The 18,065-nt window shown below is 70.1% G+C and carries 12 protein-coding genes; 3 read left to right on the top strand and 9 right to left on the bottom strand.

Features of this window, described 5'->3' with window-relative positions:
- Nucleotides 1–171 precede the first annotated feature (171 nt).
- Nucleotides 172–2,085, top strand: coding sequence for an alkyl/aryl-sulfatase (locus tag AC2A1K_RS29470; RefSeq protein ID WP_483899910.1), 1,914 nt, complete (start codon nt 172–174; stop codon nt 2,083–2,085).
- Nucleotides 2,086–2,232: 147 nt separating this feature from the next.
- Here the strand turns inward: AC2A1K_RS29470 and AC2A1K_RS29475 are convergent, their stop codons facing one another.
- Together AC2A1K_RS29475 and AC2A1K_RS29480 are read right to left on the bottom strand one after the other, a co-directional pair.
- The gene (locus AC2A1K_RS29475) at nt 2,233–3,294 is read right to left on the bottom strand and encodes an alcohol dehydrogenase catalytic domain-containing protein (RefSeq protein WP_483899911.1); all 1,062 of its coding nucleotides are present in this window, start codon (nt 3,292–3,294) and stop codon (nt 2,233–2,235) included.
- A gap of 10 nt (nt 3,295–3,304) precedes the next feature.
- Nucleotides 3,305–4,477 carry a serine hydrolase domain-containing protein gene (locus AC2A1K_RS29480; RefSeq protein WP_483899912.1) on the bottom strand — a complete coding sequence of 391 codons (1,173 nt, stop codon included), beginning with the start codon at nt 4,475–4,477 and terminating at the stop codon, nt 3,305–3,307.
- A gap of 144 nt (nt 4,478–4,621) precedes the next feature.
- Between AC2A1K_RS29480 and AC2A1K_RS29485 the strand changes: the two genes are divergently transcribed.
- Complete coding sequence (locus AC2A1K_RS29485) at nt 4,622–6,259, top strand: flavin-containing monooxygenase (protein WP_483899913.1); 1,638 nt, start codon at nt 4,622–4,624, stop codon at nt 6,257–6,259.
- 51 nt (nt 6,260–6,310) lie between these two features.
- Here the strand turns inward: AC2A1K_RS29485 and AC2A1K_RS29490 are convergent, their stop codons facing one another.
- From AC2A1K_RS29490 to AC2A1K_RS29510, 5 genes are all read right to left on the bottom strand, one after another.
- Nucleotides 6,311–9,025, bottom strand: a complete 2,715-nt coding sequence (locus tag AC2A1K_RS29490) for a helix-turn-helix transcriptional regulator (RefSeq protein ID WP_483899914.1) — start codon at nt 9,023–9,025, stop codon at nt 6,311–6,313.
- Nucleotides 9,026–9,391: 366 nt separating this feature from the next.
- Nucleotides 9,392–10,582: an acyl-CoA dehydrogenase family protein gene (locus AC2A1K_RS29495; protein WP_483899915.1), complete on the bottom strand. Its 1,191-nt coding sequence runs from the start codon at nt 10,580–10,582 to the stop codon at nt 9,392–9,394.
- A 67-nt stretch (nt 10,583–10,649) separates the two neighbouring features.
- Nucleotides 10,650–11,741, bottom strand: coding sequence for an SDR family oxidoreductase (locus AC2A1K_RS29500; protein WP_483899916.1), 1,092 nt, complete (start codon nt 11,739–11,741; stop codon nt 10,650–10,652).
- A 182-nt stretch (nt 11,742–11,923) separates the two neighbouring features.
- Complete coding sequence (locus AC2A1K_RS29505; RefSeq protein WP_483899917.1) at nt 11,924–13,579, bottom strand: class I adenylate-forming enzyme family protein; 1,656 nt, start codon at nt 13,577–13,579, stop codon at nt 11,924–11,926.
- Between the two features lie 10 nt (nt 13,580–13,589).
- Nucleotides 13,590–14,552 carry a cyclase family protein gene (locus AC2A1K_RS29510; RefSeq protein WP_483899918.1) on the bottom strand — a complete coding sequence of 321 codons (963 nt, stop codon included), beginning with the start codon at nt 14,550–14,552 and terminating at the stop codon, nt 13,590–13,592.
- A 163-nt stretch (nt 14,553–14,715) separates the two neighbouring features.
- Here AC2A1K_RS29510 and AC2A1K_RS29515 point away from each other — a divergent pair, with 163 nt between their 5' ends.
- A complete protein-coding gene (locus AC2A1K_RS29515; protein WP_483899919.1) occupies nt 14,716–15,639 on the top strand; it encodes a TetR-type transcription factor C-terminal domain-containing protein in 924 nt (307 codons plus the stop codon).
- Between the two features lie 129 nt (nt 15,640–15,768).
- On the opposite strand, the gene AC2A1K_RS29520 is transcribed toward AC2A1K_RS29515, so the two are convergent.
- Complete coding sequence (locus AC2A1K_RS29520) at nt 15,769–16,893, bottom strand: hypothetical protein (RefSeq protein WP_483899920.1); 1,125 nt, start codon at nt 16,891–16,893, stop codon at nt 15,769–15,771.
- Entirely contained in the window at nt 16,886–18,064 is a 1,179-nt protein-coding gene (locus tag AC2A1K_RS29525; protein WP_483899921.1) for a homogentisate 1,2-dioxygenase, read from the bottom strand. The genes AC2A1K_RS29520 and AC2A1K_RS29525 overlap by 8 nt, the downstream gene beginning before the upstream one ends.
- Between the last annotated feature and the right edge of the window lies 1 nt (nt 18,065).

Genomic DNA, 18,065 nt, shown 5'->3' on the forward strand with positions numbered 1-18,065 from the left:
GGGGCCGCGTCGTGACGGCGGCAGCAGGCCCGCTCGGGGGCGACCGGCCACCAGCGAGTCGATCCACCCGTTGCGGGTGACGCACAGCGCCCACCTCCGCGTGACCCTCGCGGGACGTCATGCCTCGCGTCTGGGCACGCGAGGCACCATCCGCGACAGGACGAGGACACCGTGGCCGACCGAGACGCTCCCAGCGCCCGCCCCGAGATCGTCGCCGCGGCCTCCGCCGCGGAGTCCCGCTATCCCTTCTCCGACACCTCGGACTTCGACGACGTGCGACGAGGCTTTCTCGGAACGATCTCCCCGAGCACGGTCCACGCCGCCGACGGACGGGTCGTCTGGGACAGCGATGCGTGGGCCGAGACCCTCAACCGCCCGCGCCCGGACACCGTCAACCCAAGCCTCTGGCGCCAGGCGCAGCTCACCTCGGTGCACGGACTGTTCGAGGTCACCGACGGCATCTACCAGGTCCGCGGACTGGACCTGTCGAACATGACCATCGTCGAGGGCGACAAGGGCATCATCGTCATCGATCCCCTGCTGACGGCGGAGACGGCGACCGCCGCCATCGGCCTCTACCGCGAGCACCGCGGCGATCGGCCCGTCACCGCCATCATCTACACCCACAGCCACGTCGACCACTTCGGCGGCGTGCGTGGCGTGATCACCGACGACGACGTCGCAAGCGGCCGTGTGCCGATTCTCGCTCCCCGAGGCTTCCTCGAGCACGCCGTCGCCGAGAACGTCTACGCCGGCGCCGCCATGGCCCGCCGCTCGGCCTACATGTACGGCGCGGCCCTGGCCCCGGGAGCGGCCGGTCAGATGGGCGCCGGGCTGGGTATGACCAACTCGACCGGCACGGTCACCCTGATCCCTCCGACCAGAGACGTCACCGACACCGGCCAGGAGGAGATCCTCGACGGCGTCCGGATCGTCTTCCAGGTCACCCCGGGCACCGAGGCTCCCGCCGAGATGAACTTCCTGTTCCCCGAACGTTCCGCGCTGTGCATGGCCGAGAACGCCACCCACAACCTGCACAACCTGCTCACCCTCCGCGGCGCGGTGGTCCGCGACCCCCACGCCTGGGCGCACTACCTCACCGAGGCCATCGACCTGTTCGCCGACCGCACCGACGTCGAGTTCGCGTCCCACCACTGGCCGACGTGGGACCGCGACCGCATCGTGGGCCTGCTCTCCGAGCAGCGCGACCTCTACGCCTACCAGCACGACCAGACCCTCCGGCTGCTCAACAAGGGCTACAACGGCCCCGAGATCGCCGAGGTCCTGGAGATCCCTCCTGCGCTGGAGAAGGCCTGGAACACCCACGGCTACTACGGGTCGATCAGCCACAACGTCAAGGCGATCTACCAGCGCTACATGGGGTGGTTCGACGGCAACCCCGCCCACCTCTGGCAGCACCCGCCCGAAGCCGCCGGGCGCCGCTACGTCGAGGCCATCGGCGGGCCCGACGCCGTGCTCGCCGCCGGCCGGCGCGGATTCGATGCCGGGGACTTCCGGTGGGTCGCCGAGCTCGTCGGCCACCTCGTGTTCGCCGACCCTGACAACGCCGCCGCCCGCGAGCTGGAGGCCGCCGCCCTCCAACAGCTCGGCTTCGGGTCCGAGAACGGCACCTGGCGCAACTTCTACCTGACCGGCGCCTACGAGCTGCGGGTCGCGAGCATCGGCACCCCGCTCTCGACCACCCCGCCTGACATGATCTCGGCCCTCACCATCGGCCAACTCTTCGACAGCATCGCCATCCAGATCGACGGACCGAAAGCCTGGGACCTCCAGCTCGCCATCGACTGGACCCTCACCGGGGCCGGGGAAGCAGGGAAGGACCTGGCCTACCGATCACGTCTGGCCAACGGCGTGCTCACCCACGGAGAAGGCGCCAACCATGACGGCGCGGATGCCCGCATCACCGTCGGCCGAACCGGCCTGCTCGCCCTGCTAGGCGGAACCCCACCGGCGGACCTCGTCACGTCGGGACAGCTCGCGATCGACGGCGACCAGGACTGCCTCACGACCCTGCTGGGCGTCCTCGACCCACCCGACCCCGGCTTCGCCATCGTGACCCCCTGAGGTGACCGACAACCGGGCACGGGACCTCATGGGTGCGGCCGTCGGAGCGGTCCCGCCGCTGGGCATCAGTGTCGCCCTGAGCCCGATCCCCAGCCTGCGCGGGTGGTCCTCGGCGTGCGATCACGATCCTCCGTGCCTCAGAAGGCCTCAGAAGGTGATCAGCGGCTTGATGATGCCGTCGCGTTTGTGGGTCATCATGTCGAACGCCTCCTCGACCTGGTCGATGCCCATGCGGTGGGTCGTCATCGGGGTCGGGTCGATCTTGCCGTTGACCATGAGGCGCATGAGCCGCTCCATGCGCAGCCGCCCGCCGGGGCACAGGTCGGTGACGATCTTCTTGGCCGCCATGCCGAGTCCCCAGGCGTCGAGTGGCATGGTGACCGTCGGGCCGGACTCGCCGTGGTAACCGACGTTGGACAGGGTCCCGCCGGGTCGGGTGGCGTAGAGCGCGGCCTCGAAGGTGACCTGGTGGCCGAGGGCCTCGACCGTCGAGTCGGCCCCGCCGTCGGTCAGTTCGATGATCTGCTCGGCGACGTTGCCCGACGCCGGATCGATCACCACGTCGGCCCCGAAGCGTCGCGACATCTCCTGCCGGCCCGGGATGCCCTCGACGGTGACGACCAGCCCGGCACCGCGCAGCTTGGCCCCGATGGTCGCCGAGAGCCCCACCGCGCCCTGGGCGAAGATGGCGACCGTCCCGCCGACGGGGATGCTGGCGTTCTCGGATCCGACGATGCCGGTCGAGAGCATGTCGCAGGCGTAGACCGCGGCCTCATCGGACAGGCTCTCGGGGATCGGCGCGAGGTTGTAGTCGGCGTCGTTGACGTGGAAGTACTCGGCCATGTTGCCGTCCTTCTGGACGGTGAACCGGTAGCCGCCCAGCGGGCCGCCGCACTGCGAGCTGTAGCCGGCCTGGCAGTTGTCGCAGGTCCCGTCGGGGGTCACGGCGTTGACCGCGACCCGGTCGCCCACCGCCACCGACGTGACGCCCTCGCCGACCTCGTGCACGACGCCGACGCTCTCGTGCCCGAGCAGCCGCCCCTCGGGCACCGGAAGAAGCCCGGCGACGGTGTGCACGTCGGAGGTGCAGATCAGCGCGGCGGTGGTCCTCACGACCGCGTCCCCCGGGCCGGCGGTCGGGACGTCGCGTTCGACCAGCCCGAACTTGCCGGTCCCGAGGATCGCGAGTGCCTTCATGGTGTCGGGCATGGGATCTCCTTCACAGGGCCGAGTAGAGGGCGGCCTCGAAGTCGCCGTAGAGCTGCCAGGCCTCGTCGGCGACGAACGGCAGGGAGTTGGTGTAGATCGACGCGCACACGCCCGTCGCGCGGTCGACGAAGAAGTGCGTGTTGAACAGCCCCGCCCACGCGCCCGTCCAGGCGCGGCGCGCGCCGGGGACGTCGACGGTGTTGAGCAGGAGGCCGTAGCCCCAGGTCCGGCCCTCGCCCACGGTGAAGGTCTGCGTGATGGGCGGGTCGGCGGTCGGGATCGCGGTGGGCACGGTGATCCCGTCGAGTTGGTCGGAGAACGCCGCGTCGACCGTGGCCCGGTCGAGGATCCGGACCCCGTCGAGCTCACCGCCGCGCAGCAGCGCGCGCTCGAAGCGGATGTAGTCCCGCGGGGTCGAGTGCAGGCCGTGGCCGCCGGCCCACCACTGCGGGTCGTCGGGCAGGATGTTGCCCGCGGAGGCCCACGTGCCGTCGTCACCGCGGACGTGCACCGAGGTCTTGGTGGCCTGGCGGCCCTCGTCCAAGGCGAACATGGTCTCTTCCATGCCGAGCGGGCCGGTGATCCCCTCCTTGATCACCACGTCCAGCGTCGTCCCGGCGACCTTCTCGACGACCTTGCCCAGCCAGTCGATGTTGATGCCGTACTCGAACCTCGTGCCCGGGTCGGCCACGAGCGGCGCCTTGAACGCCGCCAGGTCACCGGGCACGACATTGGGCGTGCCGGTGACTTCCTCGTAGCGCTTGATGTCTGCGTTGAAGAACCAGTACGACAGACCGGCTGTGTGGGTCAGAAGGTTCTTGACCGTGGCTTGCGACGCGGGCGCCCGCAGCATCGGGGTGTCGCCGTCGAAGCCGTCAAGCACCTGGAGCTCGCCGAACTCGGGCAGGTAGCTCGCCACGGGCGCGGAGAGGTCGAGCTCGCCGCGCTCGACCTGCTGCAGCGCCGCGGCGGTCGCGATCATCTTGGTCATCGACATGATGCGGAAGTGCGTCGATGTCGAGACCGGCTGCGGTCCGGAGTCGGTGAGACGGCTCCCGGCCGCACCTTCGTAGATGACGCCGTCGGCGTCGGCGGCGATCGCCGCTACATGCGGCACGCCGCCGCTGTCGACCGCGGCCGACAGGACCTTGTCCATCCCTGACCCGTCAATCGTTCTGCCCACGGAGCCTCCCCGGTCGCGATGTCCGTCCCGATCACACCGCCGAAGTGACCCACGTCTCCTACCCCAAAGGGTGGGCGTCTGCGGTCCGGGCGCCCGCAACCTCGCAGGAGCGGAGTTGCATCCCCTGAGGAGAGGACATCGGAGATGACGGCATCGGCCCCCGAGCACCCGACGGAACCGTCAGCGACCCTGGAGGTCGACGCGGTCGTCCTCGGTGCCGGTGTCGCCGGGCTCTACCAGCTCCACCAGCTGCGGGAGCAGGGCTTGCGCGTGCGCGCGTTCGACGCAGCCGGCGACGTCGGTGGGACGTGGTGGTGGAACCGCTACCCGGGCGCTCGGTTCGACTCCGAGGGCTACATCTACCAGTACCTGTTCGACGAGAGCCTCTACAAGGACTGGTCGTGGAGCCAGAAGTTCCCCGGTCAACCGGAGATCGAACGGTGGATGCACTACGTCACCGACCGCCTCGGCCTGCGCGAGGACATCCAGTTCAACACGAGGATCACGGTCGCCAACTACGACGAGGACCGCGGTCGATGGTTGGTGCACACCGACCAGGGCGACGTCGTCGACACCCAGTTCTTCATCTCGTGCGCGGGGATGCTCTCGGCGCCGCTGAAGAACATCCAGGGCACCGACGACTTCCAGGGAGAGCTGGTCTTCAGCTCCTCCTACCCGGCCGAGGGCCTCGATCTGGCCGGCAAGCGCGTCGGCGTGGTCGGGATCGGCGCGACCGGCATCCAGATCATCCAGTCGATCGCTCCCGAGGTCGAGCACCTGACGGTCTTCGCGCGCACCCCGCAGTACGCGCTGCCGATGAAGAACCCGACCTACAGCGAGGAGGACAAGAAGGCCTACAAGGCGCGCTTCGAGGAGCTGCGCGCAACGATCCCGCACACCTTCACCGGGTTCGAGTACGACTTCGAGCACGCCTGGGCCGACTGCACCCCCGGGCAACGAGAAGCGATTCTGGAAGAGATCTACCAGGACGGGTCGCTGAAGCTCTGGCTGGCCGGCTTCGGCGAGATCTTCTTCTCCGAGGAGGTCTCCGAGGTCGTCTCGGAGTTCGTGCGCAAGAAGATGCGCGAACGCCTGCGCCACGACCCGCACCTCGTCGACACCCTGGTGCCGACCGACTACGGGTTCGGCACCCACCGGGTCCCGCTGGAGAACGGGTACCTCGAGGTCTACCACCAGGACAACGTCGAGCTGGTCAACGTCCGCAACAACCCGATCGCGCAGATCACCGAGACCGGCATCGAGCTCGAGGACGGGACGCTGCACGAGCTCGACGTCATCATCCTGGCCACCGGGTTCGACGCCGGTACCGGAGCACTCACCCGCATCGACATCCGCGGGCGCGACGGCCGCTCCCTGGCCGACGAGTGGGGCCGCGACATCCGCACCACCATGGGCCTGGCCAAGCACGGCTACCCGAACCTGCTGACCACGGCCGTGCCACTCGCCCCGTCGGCGGCGCTGTGCAACATGACGACCTGCCTCCAGCAGCAGACCGAGTGGATCACGAACGCCGTCATGGACCTGCGGACGGCGGGGAAGACGACCATCGAGCCCACCGCCGAAGGCGAGGACGCCTGGGTCGCGCACCACGAAGAGCTCGCGAACGCCACGATCGTGCCGAAGACCACCTCCTGGTACCTGGGCTCGAACGTGCCGGGCAAGCCGCGGCGCCTGCTCTCCTACATCGGCGGAGTCGGCACGTACCGTCAGAAGTGCGAGGAGGAGGCGGCCGCGGGCTACCCGGCCTTCGCCCGCCGCTGAGGACGGCGACGGGGCGGCACCGAACTGGTCGGACCGCCGCCCCGTCCACCCTCACCCCGACACCACACCGGCGCGTCGTGCGACAGCGACGGCCTCGGTGCGGTTCGCGGCACCGAGCTTGGTGTAGATGTTCTTCAGGTACCACTTGACCGTGTTGACGGTGACGGCGAGCGCCCGCGCGACCTGCTGGTTGGTCCGGCCGACGGCGAGCATCTCCAGGATCTCGATCTCACGGCCGCTGAGGTCGAGCCCACCGGTCACGGGGACGCCCGCATCGAGCGTGGCGAGCAGGGCCTCGAGTGCCTCCGGCGGACACGGTTCCTCGCTCGGCACCGGCCAGGCACCGCCGCGGGCACGCGCGAGGAGGCGTTCCACCACGGCCCGGACCGGCGGCCCTCCGTCGAGGATCAGTTGCGGCGCGCCGGCGTCGAGCACCGGGCCGACCACGGCGGCGAGCGCGCGCTCCGCGGCGAGCCGACGCGCGGCCTGCTCCTGCACCGCCGCCAGCCGCACCGTCGTCACCGCCTCGGTGCGACGCTGTCCACGCGCTGCGGCGTCTGCGATCACGCCCTCGAGCAGGGCCGCGGCCCGATCGTGCTCGCCCTCGGCGACAAGCACGGCGGCCAGCCCCGTCGTCCGGAGCTGGTCGACGACGACGCCGATGCCGCCGCACGCGCTCGAGCCTTCGGGGAGTTCGCGGACGACCCGGCGTGCCGCGCGCACACGGCCGGTCGCCACCAACTGATCGATCCGCTCGACCCCGACCGCCGCACACAACCGTGGCAGGCCCAACCGCTCGGCGACACGATGCCCCTCCGCGAGCAGCTCGGCCGCCTCGGTCGCCGCGCCACGGCGTGCCTTGATCCGTGCGAGCAGCGCGTAGCTCGCCACCATGAAGTCCACGACGCCGCTCTCGGCGCCGAGCTCCCCGCTCTCGGCGAGCAACCGCTCGGCCACGTCGATCTCACCGCGCGCATGACTCAGCTCGCCGAGCAACGCGCCCGCGAGCTGCGCGGCGTGCGAACGGCGTCCAGCGGAGGTCCGGGCCAGCTCGACCGCGTCCTCGAAGTGCTCCTGCGCGCTGCACACGTCCAGCTCCGCGAACGCGGCCACCCCGGCGAAGCAGCGCCCGTACACCCCGGCGAACGGCCCCGTCGTGCGATCGTGGAACGGCCGCGCCCACCGCTGGCGCTCTCGCGCGGCCTGGTGGCGCAAGGCGTAGATGTCGCAGAAGGTCTGGATGTTGGCCGCGACGGCGACCACCCACGGACGGAAGCTGGGGGCGTGCTCCAAGCTGCGCTGCACGAGCGACTCGGCGCGATCGGTCCGGTCGCAGTAGATGTCGATGCAGGCCTGCACGACGTCGGCCTCGTTGTGCAGCTGCTCGTGGCCGTCACCAGGCGGTAGCGCCGGGCGCAACAGGTCGAGCGCCACCTGCGCCTCGTGCGTGCGCTGGAGCAGACAGTTCGCCCAGGCAACGGCCATCAGGAGGGCGGGCCGACCGTCGGCCGCGGTGGCCGGCAACCGCCCGATCAAGCCGAGCAGGCTCACCATGCGGCTGTGCTCGACCAGCGGCATCGCGTGCAGTTCGACGAGATCGGTCGCCCGCGTCACGTCGTCGCCGGCCAGTGCGTGCGACACCGCCTCGGAGACGAGTCCGTGATCGGCGAACCACTCCGAGGCGCGCGCGTGCAGGGATGCGACCCGGTGGGGCTGGTCGCGGGCCAGACGACGCCGCAGGTGGTCGGCGAACAGGTGGTGATAACGGAACCACTCGCGCTCGGTGTCGAGGGGCCGCAGAAACAGGTCGCGGCGCTCGAGCTCCTCGAGCATCGCCTGTCCGTCGGCCCGGTCGGTGAGCGCACCCGCCAGATCACCACACAGGCGGTCGGCGACCGACGTCGTCAGCAAGAAGTCGAGGATCTCCGGAGGAAGGGCGTCGAGGACGTTCTCGGCGAGGTACTCACCGACCGAGTGGTGGCGCCCCGAGAAGCCACGGATCAGCTCCGCAGGGTCGGCGGCCGCACGGAGGGAGAGCGACACGAGCTGCAGTGCGGCGACCCAACCGTCGGTGCCCTTGGAGAGTCGAGCGACGTCGTCGCCGTTGAGGTGCAGCCCGTTGAGGTCGACGAGGAACTCACGAGTCTCGGGAAGGTCGAATCGCAGGACATCCGCGTCGAGCTCGACAAGTTGGCCACGCACCCGTAACCGGCTCATCGGCAGCTCCGGGCGACGCCGGCTGGTCAGCACGATGGCCAGGTTGGGCGGTGCGAAGTCGAGCAGGTGCAGCAGCGCACGATGAACGTCGGCGTCGTCGACGAGGTGCCAGTCGTCCAAGGCCAGCACGATCGGCCGGTCATGGGCGGCGATCCGCTCCAGCAACGCCGAGAGCGTGTAACCCTGCATGTCCTCGGCGTTCTGCTCGATCAGTTCGATCAGGTCGCGGATCGCCTCTTCTTCGGCCGGCAGCGCACGCCGCACCGCCTCGAGCAGGTGGGACAGGAACCAATGCGACCCGTTGTCGTCCCGGTGCAGCCCGAGCCAGGCGACCACCGAGCCTCGAGCCTGGAGCCGGTCGAGCCATTGCACCGCCAGGGTCGTCTTCCCGTACCCCGCCGGCGCGTGGATGACCGTCAGGCGCCTGACGCCGTTATCCTGCATCAGGTCGAGCAGGCGACAGCGCTCGATCACGTTGTGGACATGGGTCGGCGCGCGGAAGCGGACCGAGGCCTCCTGCGGCACCGCGCGCCGTTGCGCGACCGTCATCGGCAGCCCCTGTCGTCGACCGAGTGACGAGCACCACGCTCTCATCTCGACCGCAACCGCCACCTACCCTTTCGGGTAGGGCGAAGCCCGGCGCCGTCGGCGTCTCGTGGACGAACGTGCGTCCCGTGTCACGTCCGGACACGGACGATCATCGTGAGAACGCACGCGCGTGTCGAAATCCCGCAGGACCCGACGAGCGCGACGTCGAACGCCTCCGCCACGGCCCCCTCGACGACGACGCCCTCGCCGGACCCGGCGGACGACCCTGCGTCGTGATGGCCCACGGCTTCGGCGCCCCCGCGACTCCGGGCTGCTCGGCTTCGCCCGACCCTTCGCCGACGCCGCCCGAGACGAGGACGGCGCCGGTCATGCGCGGTCCCGGGCGGCTCGGCGGGTGACCCGGCGCGCGATCGACCAGCGATGTGTCTCCGACGGTCCGTCGTAGATGCGGAAGGCGCGGACCTCCCGGAGGAACCGGGCCAGGGGGAGGTCCTCGGAGATCCCCGTCGAGCCGCAGATCTGCAGCGATCGGTCGACGACCCGCCAGACGGCTTCCGAGGTGAAGGTCTTGGCGATGGACGTGGACTCCGAGGCGGAGTGGCCCTGGTCGAGCTCCCAGCAGGCCTGCAGCACCAGGCCGCGGGCCGCGGCGATGTCGATGGCGTTGTCGGCCAGCATCGCCTGCACCTGTCCCAGGTCGGCGAGACGCGAGCCGAAGGCCTCGCGGTCGTTGGCGTGGGCGGCGGCGACGTCCTGGGCGTGACGGGCGATGCCGAGCCAGCGCATGCAGTGGGTCATCCGTGCCGGTCCGAGCCGGACCTGGGCGTACCGGAAGCCTTCGTCCACGGCGCCGAGGACGGCCTCGTCCGGCACCACGCAGCGGTCGAACTGCACCTCGAGGTGCCCGCCGTAGAGGGACTGGTCGAGAGTGTCGATGTGGCGGACGAGCTTCATCCCCGGGTTGTCGGCATCGACGAGGAACATGGTCGCGCCACCGGTGTCCCCGGGTGCTCCGGAGGTGCGGGCCATGCAGATCACGAACCCGGCGCCGTCGGCACCGGTGGCGAACCACTTGCGCCCGTCCAGGTGCCAGCCACCCGACGTGCGGGTCGCGGTGGTCGCCAGGGCCGAGGCGTCCGACCCCGCCCCGGGGGCGGGTTCGGTCATGGCGAACGCCGACCGGATCTCGCCGGCGGCCAGGGGCGCGAGGTAGCGGTGCTTCTGGTCGTCGGTGGCGATGGCCTCGAGCATGTGGACGTTGCCCTCGTCGGGCGCGGCGATGTTCAGTGCGAGCGGGCCGAGCAGCGCGTAGCCGGCCTCCTCGAACACCGATGCGCGCCCGCGCATGTCGAGCCCGTGGCCGCCCCACTCCGGGCTCGCGTGGGGTGCGAACACCCCGGCCTCGCGAGCGAGTCCCTGCAGGTACCTGCGCTGGTCCTCGGTGCGCAGGACGGCGTGGTGCTCGCGTTCCATCGGCAGGACGGCCTCCCGGACGAAGGAGGCGGTGCGTTCGGCGAGGGCGACGACGGGCGGGTCGTGGTCCAGGGTGATCGGCAAGGTGGACCTCCGTCGGTGTGGAGGAGTGGGTGACGGGCCGGTGCGGGTCGCGCACCGGCCCGCCGGGTCACGCGTGAGCGGGCGGCAGGACCCGCCGGTCCTGGAGCACCTTCAGCCAGTGCCGGAAGGTCTCCTCGGTGTCGTGAACCTCGGTGAAGCCGGCCTGCTTGATCTTGACCGTCGACACGAACGCCGGTGGCGGCGGCTCGTCCATCCCGTACGCCATGCAGAAGTCGGCGTAGTGGTGCGACTCGCCGAGGATCTCCTCCACGCCCAGGGGCTGGAGCCCGTGCTTGGCGACGATCTTGTCCCAGACGTCGGCCTTCTTCGGGAGGTACGCGCCGAGGGACACCGGCTCGTCCGGGCCGACCTCGACGCCGAGCACCTCGGCCAGTGCCGGCCAGAGGTCACGCCACTGGAACACCTCGCCGTTGGTGAGGTTGAAGTGTTGTCCGTGGGCGGCCGGTTCCTCGGCGGCCCAACGGATGGCGTTGGCGACCAGGCGGGTGTCGACCGCCTCCCAGACGTAGGAGGGGCCTCCCGGGAACGAGAAGGGCTTGCCCTCCTCCTTGCAGATGGCGGCGTAGACCCCGATGACGGGGGGCAGGTTCATGACGACGCCGACGTTGGGGCCCACGATCAGCTGCGGACGCATGATCGTGTAGCGGAAGCCGGCCTCGGCCGCCTTCGCGGTGAGGTAGTCCTCCTGGAGCCAGTAGAAGTTCGCGTGGTCGTCGCGAGGGAAGCGCTCGCGTGCCGGAACCCGCATCGGGTGCAGGTGGATGCCGTAGGCCTTGGTGCCCTGCAGGGTGGTGACGTGCTGCAGCTCGGCGACCTCGGCGAGCGGGTCGAGGAGGTTGCGCAGCATCGCGTCGTTGGTGTCCATCTGGTCCAGTTCGGTCCAGCCGGCGATCAGGCCAGGCTTCTCGAACACGGCGGTGTACACCACGTGCGTCACCTCGCCGAGGTCCTGGACACCGGTCCGGGTGGCGTCCCGGTCGCGCAGGTCCAGCGGAAGGTGGCGGAACGGCCTGTCGCTGAAGGTCTCGGGCTTGCGCCGGGACACCGCGACGACGTTCCAGCCGTCGTCGAGGAACCGGTCGACGGTGGCGGCGCCGACCAGCCCGCTGGCGCCGGCGATGAGGACGGTGTTGGACATCGATGCACTCCCTCGTGCGTCTCGCGCGCGTGAGGACCCTCGTCGCGCGGGCGCGCGCCGGCCCGACGGCGGACCGTGGTCGGTCCGCCGGCGACGAGGTGGTGGAGGGGTGCCGGCCTCGACGGCGTCGAGGCCGGCACCCGGTCGGGTGACGACGACGGGGGCGACCGGCCCCGCCGGCGTCAGCTCTTCGGCCGCAGCTCGCGGCGCAGGACCTTCCCGCTGACGGTCTTGGGGATCTCGTCGAGGATCTCCACCGAGCGCGGGTACTTGTAGGCGGCCATGCGTTCCTTGGCGAACGCGATGATCTCCTCGGGGGTGGCCTCGGCACCGCCCTTGAGCGAGACGAAGGCCTTGACGGTCTCGCCGCGGTACTCGTCGGGGACACCGACCACTGCGGCCTCACGCACCGCGGGGTGCTCGTAGAGCGCGTCCTCGACCTCGCGGGGCCAGATCTTGTAGCCCCCGGCGTTGATCTGGTCCTTCTTGCGATCGACGATGTAGAACCAGCCCTGGTCGTCCATGTAGCCGACGTCGCCGGTGTGCAGCACACCGCCGGGCAGGGCCTTCGCGGTCTCCTCGGGCTTGTTCCAGTAGCCCGCTACGACCTGGGGTCCGGCGGTGACCAGCTCGCCGATCTCGCCGGGTGGGAGGTCCGCTCCGTCCTCGTCGACGATGCGCACCACGGTGCTGTAGACGGGCACCCCGACCGACAGGGCACCGGACGCCGTGTCGACGGGTGCCTCGGCGTGGAAGGGCACCGCGTGCGACGGAGAGGTCGTCTCGGTGAGCCCGTAGATGTTGTGGATGTAGTGCCCGAACGCGTCCTGGAACGCCTGCACCGAGCTCGGCGGGATCGGCGCCCCTCCGGAGTAGACCTTGGTCAGGGTCGAGAGCTTCGACTTGTCGGCGTTGGGCGCGTTCATCAACGCGATGAACACGGTGATCGACCCGACGGTGAAGGTCGCTCCCTCGGCCTCGGCGGTGTCCAGGGTGAGCGCCGGATCGAGCCGGTACATGAGCACCAGCGGTGCCCCGGTGAGCAGTGAGATCGCGATGTGTCCCACCAGGCCGGTGATGTGGAACAGAGGCGCGATCCCGAGCACGACGTCGTCGCCGGACAGGCCGATCCAGTCGCGGTAGGTGTGGGCGTTGAAGACCACGTTGCGATGGGTGGTCATCGCGCCCTTGGGCGGACCGGTCGTCCCCGAGGTGTAGGTCAGGAACGCGACGTCGTCCGGGCTCAGGTCGACCGCCGGAGGCGCGACACCCTCGTACTGCTCCAGGAACGACAGCAGGTCGAGCGTGCCGGGACACTCGATGCGCTCGACCCCGGCGAACACCCCGGCGTCGTGCCGGCGGTGCAGGTCCAGTTCCGACGTGGTCAGCACTGTCCGCACGGCCGTTCCTGGCAGTACCGCGGCCGCGACGTCGCGGTACAGCGACTGCAGGCAGACGAGCACGGTCGCGCCCGAGTCACCGAGGAGCTCGGCGAGCTCTCGCTGCTTGTTCATGGGATTGATCGACACGGCGATGCCGCCGGCCTTCCAGGTCCCGATCTGGGCGATGACGAACTGCGGCACGTTCTGGGCGAAGATCGCCACCCGCTCCCCGGCCGCGAATCCTTCGGCCGCGAGCCCGGCCGCGAAGGCGTCGCTGAGGCGGTCGAGCCGATCGAAGGTGATCCTCCCGTCGAAGTAGCGGATGGCGTCGGTGTCGGGAGTACGGGCCACGGTCGCCTTGAACAGCGACAGCGCGTCGCCGAACTCGGGGTCGATCTCCGCTGGCTGTCCCGGGTCGTAGCGCCTTGTCCAGGGCTTGTCGTCGTAGACGCTCACGAGCGCTCCCTCAGCGGATGACGACCGGGTTGACCGGCGCGCCGGTCGCCTCGTGGATCTTCAGCGGCGCGGCGGTGTAGAGGAAGTCCCAGCGACCGTCGGCCGCGCACGCCTCGGCGAGGTCGTCCAGCCAGATGATCTCCGCGAGGCTCACACCCAGATTGCGCAGCAACGACGCGTGCAACGGCAGCAGCACCCCGGACTCGGGATCCGAGGTCACCTCGTTGGCGATCGTGTCGGTGACCAGGTTGGGGATCTCCTTGTGCTGGAACCACTCCACCAGCTCACGGGAGTAGGTCAGGCCGGGCTCGACGAAACCCTCGTAGAACTCGTCCGCGGGCGTCGCGTAGAAGTACTTCAGGAACCCGGTACGCACCAGCAGGATGTCGCGATCCTCGATCGTGACGCCCTGCGCCTTCGCCGCGTCCAGCAGATCGTGGTGGGTGAACGTCTCCCCCTTGTCCAGCCAGTCCTTGCCCCGATGACGCGCCATGTCGATGAGCACACCCCGACCGACGATCCCGCGGTTCGCGATCGGCAGCACCGACGCCCAGCTCATGCCACCACCGTTGGTGGTGTCGGCCGAACGCCCGTTCCAGATCAGGTCGTCGTACCAGGCGTGCCCGAGCGCGTCGTACTGCGACGAGCCCTGCAGGAAGATCTCGGCCTTGTCGTCCGAGGCCCGCAGACCCCCCGGGAAGCTCGGGCCGTTACCGGAGTCGAAGAGCTCCTGGTCCCAGACCATCTCGCGCTTGATGCCCTCGCGCCCGGGAAAGACCGGGTCACCGTGCGGGTGACCCATCGGGCACTGCAACGTGAACACCTGCCCGTCCTTCACGCTCGCCACGCCCCGCAACACCTGGGCAGCATCGAGGTAGTTCAGCGAGCCGACCTCGTCGTCGTCCCCCCACTTCCCCCAGTTCTGGGGCGGGTTGTCGCCGAGCAGTTCGCGCATCGTGGGCACGTCGGACATACCGTCTCCTTCGTCACTGAACGCTGACGGCGAGCGTTTGAGCGCTCGTTCGGTTGATGTTTAGGTATGGTGCAGAACACAACCATCCGTGTCAAATGGGCAGGTCACAGCGAGCGGCAATCAAGGGCGTACATTCACACTAAACACACCGAGGGAGTGGTCGATGAGTATCGACCGGCGGCGCCGTGTCGTCGACGAGCTGACCGGGGCGCAGGTCCGGGCCGTCCGGACGCGTCACGGGATCAGTCTGCGCACCCTTGCTCGCGCGATCGAGGTCAGCCCGGCGACTCTGAGCCAGATCGAGCTCGGGCGGACCCCGCTCACCCTCGGTCGCCTCGGAGAGATCGCCGACTCGCTCGGTGTGACGGTTCAGGACGTCCTCGACACGGACCCCTCGCCGTCGTCCGTGCTCGAGACCGGAGCGCCGGGTCGGGACGGTGTCCTCGGCCCGCACGACGCCCCGGCCGAGCGGTCGGGTCCGACGCTCGAGTGGCGCGTCTACGAGCCTCTTCAGTTCGACATCGTGCTCCGCGCGGCCCTCGACGAGTTCGTGCACATCGGCTACCACGGAGCGACCGTCCGTGAGATCGCCGGTCGGGCGAGCCTGTCCGTCTCCGGGATCTACCACTACTACGCCGGCAAGCAGCAGATGCTCATGGCCATCCTCGAGTACACGATGGCCGATCTGTTGGAGCGTGCCGAGGCGGCCCGCGCGGAGGGCGCCGATCCGGTCGAGCGCTTCAGCCTGCAGGTGGAGCACCTCGCGCTGTTCCACACGCATCGTGCCGTGCTCGGGTTCGTGGGTGCCACGGAGAAGCGGAGCCTGGACCCGGAGAACTCCCGCAAGATCGCGAACCTCCGGACCCGACAGCAACGGCTGGTCGACACGGAGGTCGACGACGCCGTCGAGCTCGGACTGTTCCGCCCCGAGATCGCCCACGAACGCGCGCGGGCAATCGTCACCATGTGCACGGCCCTGCCGACCTGGTGGCGACCCGAAGGCACGTACAGCCCCGAGGAGATCGCCGACCAGTACGTCGCCATCGCGAGGGACCTCATGCGGCAGCCCGGCGGCAGGTCGGGCTGAGCAGTCGGCCCACCGGCCCGAAGGCCCGGGCACAGATGGGTCGAGCTCGGCAGCGCTTGTCGGTGCCGCGGACGTGGTCGACGCCGGGGGCGTCGGCCGGAGTGCGGTCTCCGGCAGGGCGACAGCGGATCACCGCAACCAGTCGGCCACCTGGGCAAGCGTTTCGGTGAGCAGATGGGCCGGGCCCTCGAAGTAGTGCCCCGCGCCGGGGATCGGGAGCAGCTTCTTCTCCGGGTGCCGGACGGCTTCGTAGAGCGCGGTGGCCATGGAGGGGAAGCAGCCCCTGTCGCCGGTGCCGTAGGCGACGAGGACAGGAACCGAGACGCTCTCGAGGCAGGTCGGGCCGTGGGCGTTGGTGTCGGCGACGCTCCACTGCGACAGCCATGACCGCAGGGTGGTGAAGCTGCCGAGGGTGACCGGTCTCAGGTTGGCCGACTGCGGGTCGCCCCAGAGCGTGCCGGGCTCGCGGTCGGAGGGGTCGAGGGTGGTGTCGACGAAGCGTGGATCGGCGCAGGTCCCGTGCACCCGGAACGGCAGGTCGGGCACGGCGTCCCCGTAGCGATCGCCGAGCTCGCGCAACTGGTCCTTCGCCCACGCGGTGATGCGCGCCATGCGTGCCGCCTGCACCTGGCGGTAGGTCGCGACCCAGCCCCGGTCCAGCGGCAGGGCGCGCTCGGCGAACAGGTCGAGCTCGGGGTCCCGGCCGAAGGGGTCGTCCTCGTCGAGGATGGCCGGATCGAGCCAGCCCCGCAGCAAGTCGGCGCGGCCGGCGTGGGCGTTGAGCAGGACCAGGGCGTCGGCGGGCGGGAGGTCGGCGCGGGTGAGGTCGGTGCCGCCGCCTCCCGGCGCATCGGTCACGGTGGGCTTCTCGGCCTGGGCCTGGTAGAAGGCCGCGAGGCCGCCGCCTCCCGAGTTGCCGACGAGGACGACCCGGCGGTAGCCCTCGACGTCGCGCAGGTGCCGGATCATCGATCCGAGGTCGGCCACGCAGTTCTCGAGCACCACCTGGGTGTCGTTGCCGGCGTAGCGGGTGACTGCGCCGATGGCGTCGATGCCGAGCGCGGCGGTGGCATCCAGCGCATAGTGCCCGACGAAGTTCGAGCTCGGGTGGCAGTACAGCATCGCGGTGTCCGCGACCTCGCCGGCTCGGGCACGTTCGCGCCCGCACCATAGCCGGCCTGACGCCCGGGCGATGCCGGAGTAGACGTCACCGCCCATCTGGTCCTGCATCGCCGCGGGCATCAGCTCACGCACCGCTGGTCTCTTCCAGGGTTGCCCAGGTGAACGGGTAGTCGGCGTCGGTGCACTGGCGGCCGGCGGCTCCGACCAGCAGCGGCCGGTGGGTGTCGACCATGACCTGGTACTCGGCGGCGCGCTGCGCGCCGAGCGCGCGCTCGACGTTGCCCGGGTGCGGGCCGTGGATGAAACCGGCCGGATGCACGGTCACCGAGCCGACCCCCACGCCGGTGCCGCGGCGAGTGTTCGCGGCGCCACCCGCGTAGAACAGCACCTCGTCGGAGTCGACGTTGGAGTGGAACGGCGGGATCGGCACCGCGTCGGGGTGGTAGTCCAGCAGCCGCGGCACGAAGTTGCACATCACGAACCCCGGCGCCTCGAAGGTCTGATGCATGGGCGGAGGCTGGTGCAGGCTCCCGGTGACGGGTTCGAAGTCCTTGATGTTGAGCGCCCAGGGGTACATCCCGCCGTGCCACCCGACCACGTCGAACGGGTGGTGCTTGTGGGTGTTGCGAGTCAGCCCGGTACGGGTGCGCACCACCACGGGCACGTCGGTGCCCTCTCCCTCCACCAGCTCGGTCGGGCGGCGGATGTCGAGCTCGCAGTAGGGCGTGCCCTCGACGAACTGACCACGCGCCGAGAGGTAGCGCGGTGGCGGGTCGATGTGGCCGGTGGCCTGGACGAACAGCAGCCGCAGCTCGGAGCCCTCGGCTGCGGTCCAGCGGTGGATGATCGAGGTCGGCACGATGATGTAGTCGCCCTCGGTGATCTCGAGGCGCCCGAAGGTCGACTCGAGGGCGCCGTGCCCGCTCTCGACGTAGGCGAGCTCGTCGCCGACGCTGTTCTTGTAGAGCGTGCTGTCCTGCGTCGCTACCGCGTAGCTGATCTTGACGTCGTCGTTGCCCAGCAGCAGGACCCGGTCGAGCACCGCGTCGCCCTTGGCCGGCAGTTCGTGCAGAGCCAGGTGCATGGGCACCATCGGGTCATTGGGGACGAGGGTCTCGTCGGGACCGTCCACGGCCTCGATCGCGGTCAACGCCGACGGCGGGTTGCGGTGGTAGAGCAGCGAGGTGTCGCCGACGAAGCCCTCCTCCCCGATGAGCTCCTCCCAGTACAGGGAGCCGTCGGGCTGGCGGAACACGGTGTGGCGCTTGCGGGGGACGTCTCCGACGCGGGTGAAGAACGGCATG

The sequence above is a fragment of the Actinomycetospora sp. 2LY8.5 genome, from assembly GCF_057180585.1.

Coding starts and splice junctions, on each gene's coding strand:
- AC2A1K_RS29475 (WP_483899911.1), bottom strand. CDS start 3,294: ATGCCCGACACCATGAAGGCACTCGCGATCCTCGGGACCGGCAAGTTC.
- AC2A1K_RS29485 (WP_483899913.1), top strand. CDS start 4,622: ATGACGGCATCGGCCCCCGAGCACCCGACGGAACCGTCAGCGACCCTG.
- AC2A1K_RS29490 (WP_483899914.1), bottom strand. CDS start 9,025: ATGACGGTCGCGCAACGGCGCGCGGTGCCGCAGGAGGCCTCGGTCCGC.
- AC2A1K_RS29500 (WP_483899916.1), bottom strand. CDS start 11,741: ATGTCCAACACCGTCCTCATCGCCGGCGCCAGCGGGCTGGTCGGCGCC.
- AC2A1K_RS29510 (WP_483899918.1), bottom strand. CDS start 14,552: ATGTCCGACGTGCCCACGATGCGCGAACTGCTCGGCGACAACCCGCCC.
- AC2A1K_RS29515 (WP_483899919.1), top strand. CDS start 14,716: ATGAGTATCGACCGGCGGCGCCGTGTCGTCGACGAGCTGACCGGGGCG.
- AC2A1K_RS29525 (WP_483899921.1), bottom strand. CDS start 18,064: ATGCCGTTCTTCACCCGCGTCGGAGACGTCCCCCGCAAGCGCCACACC.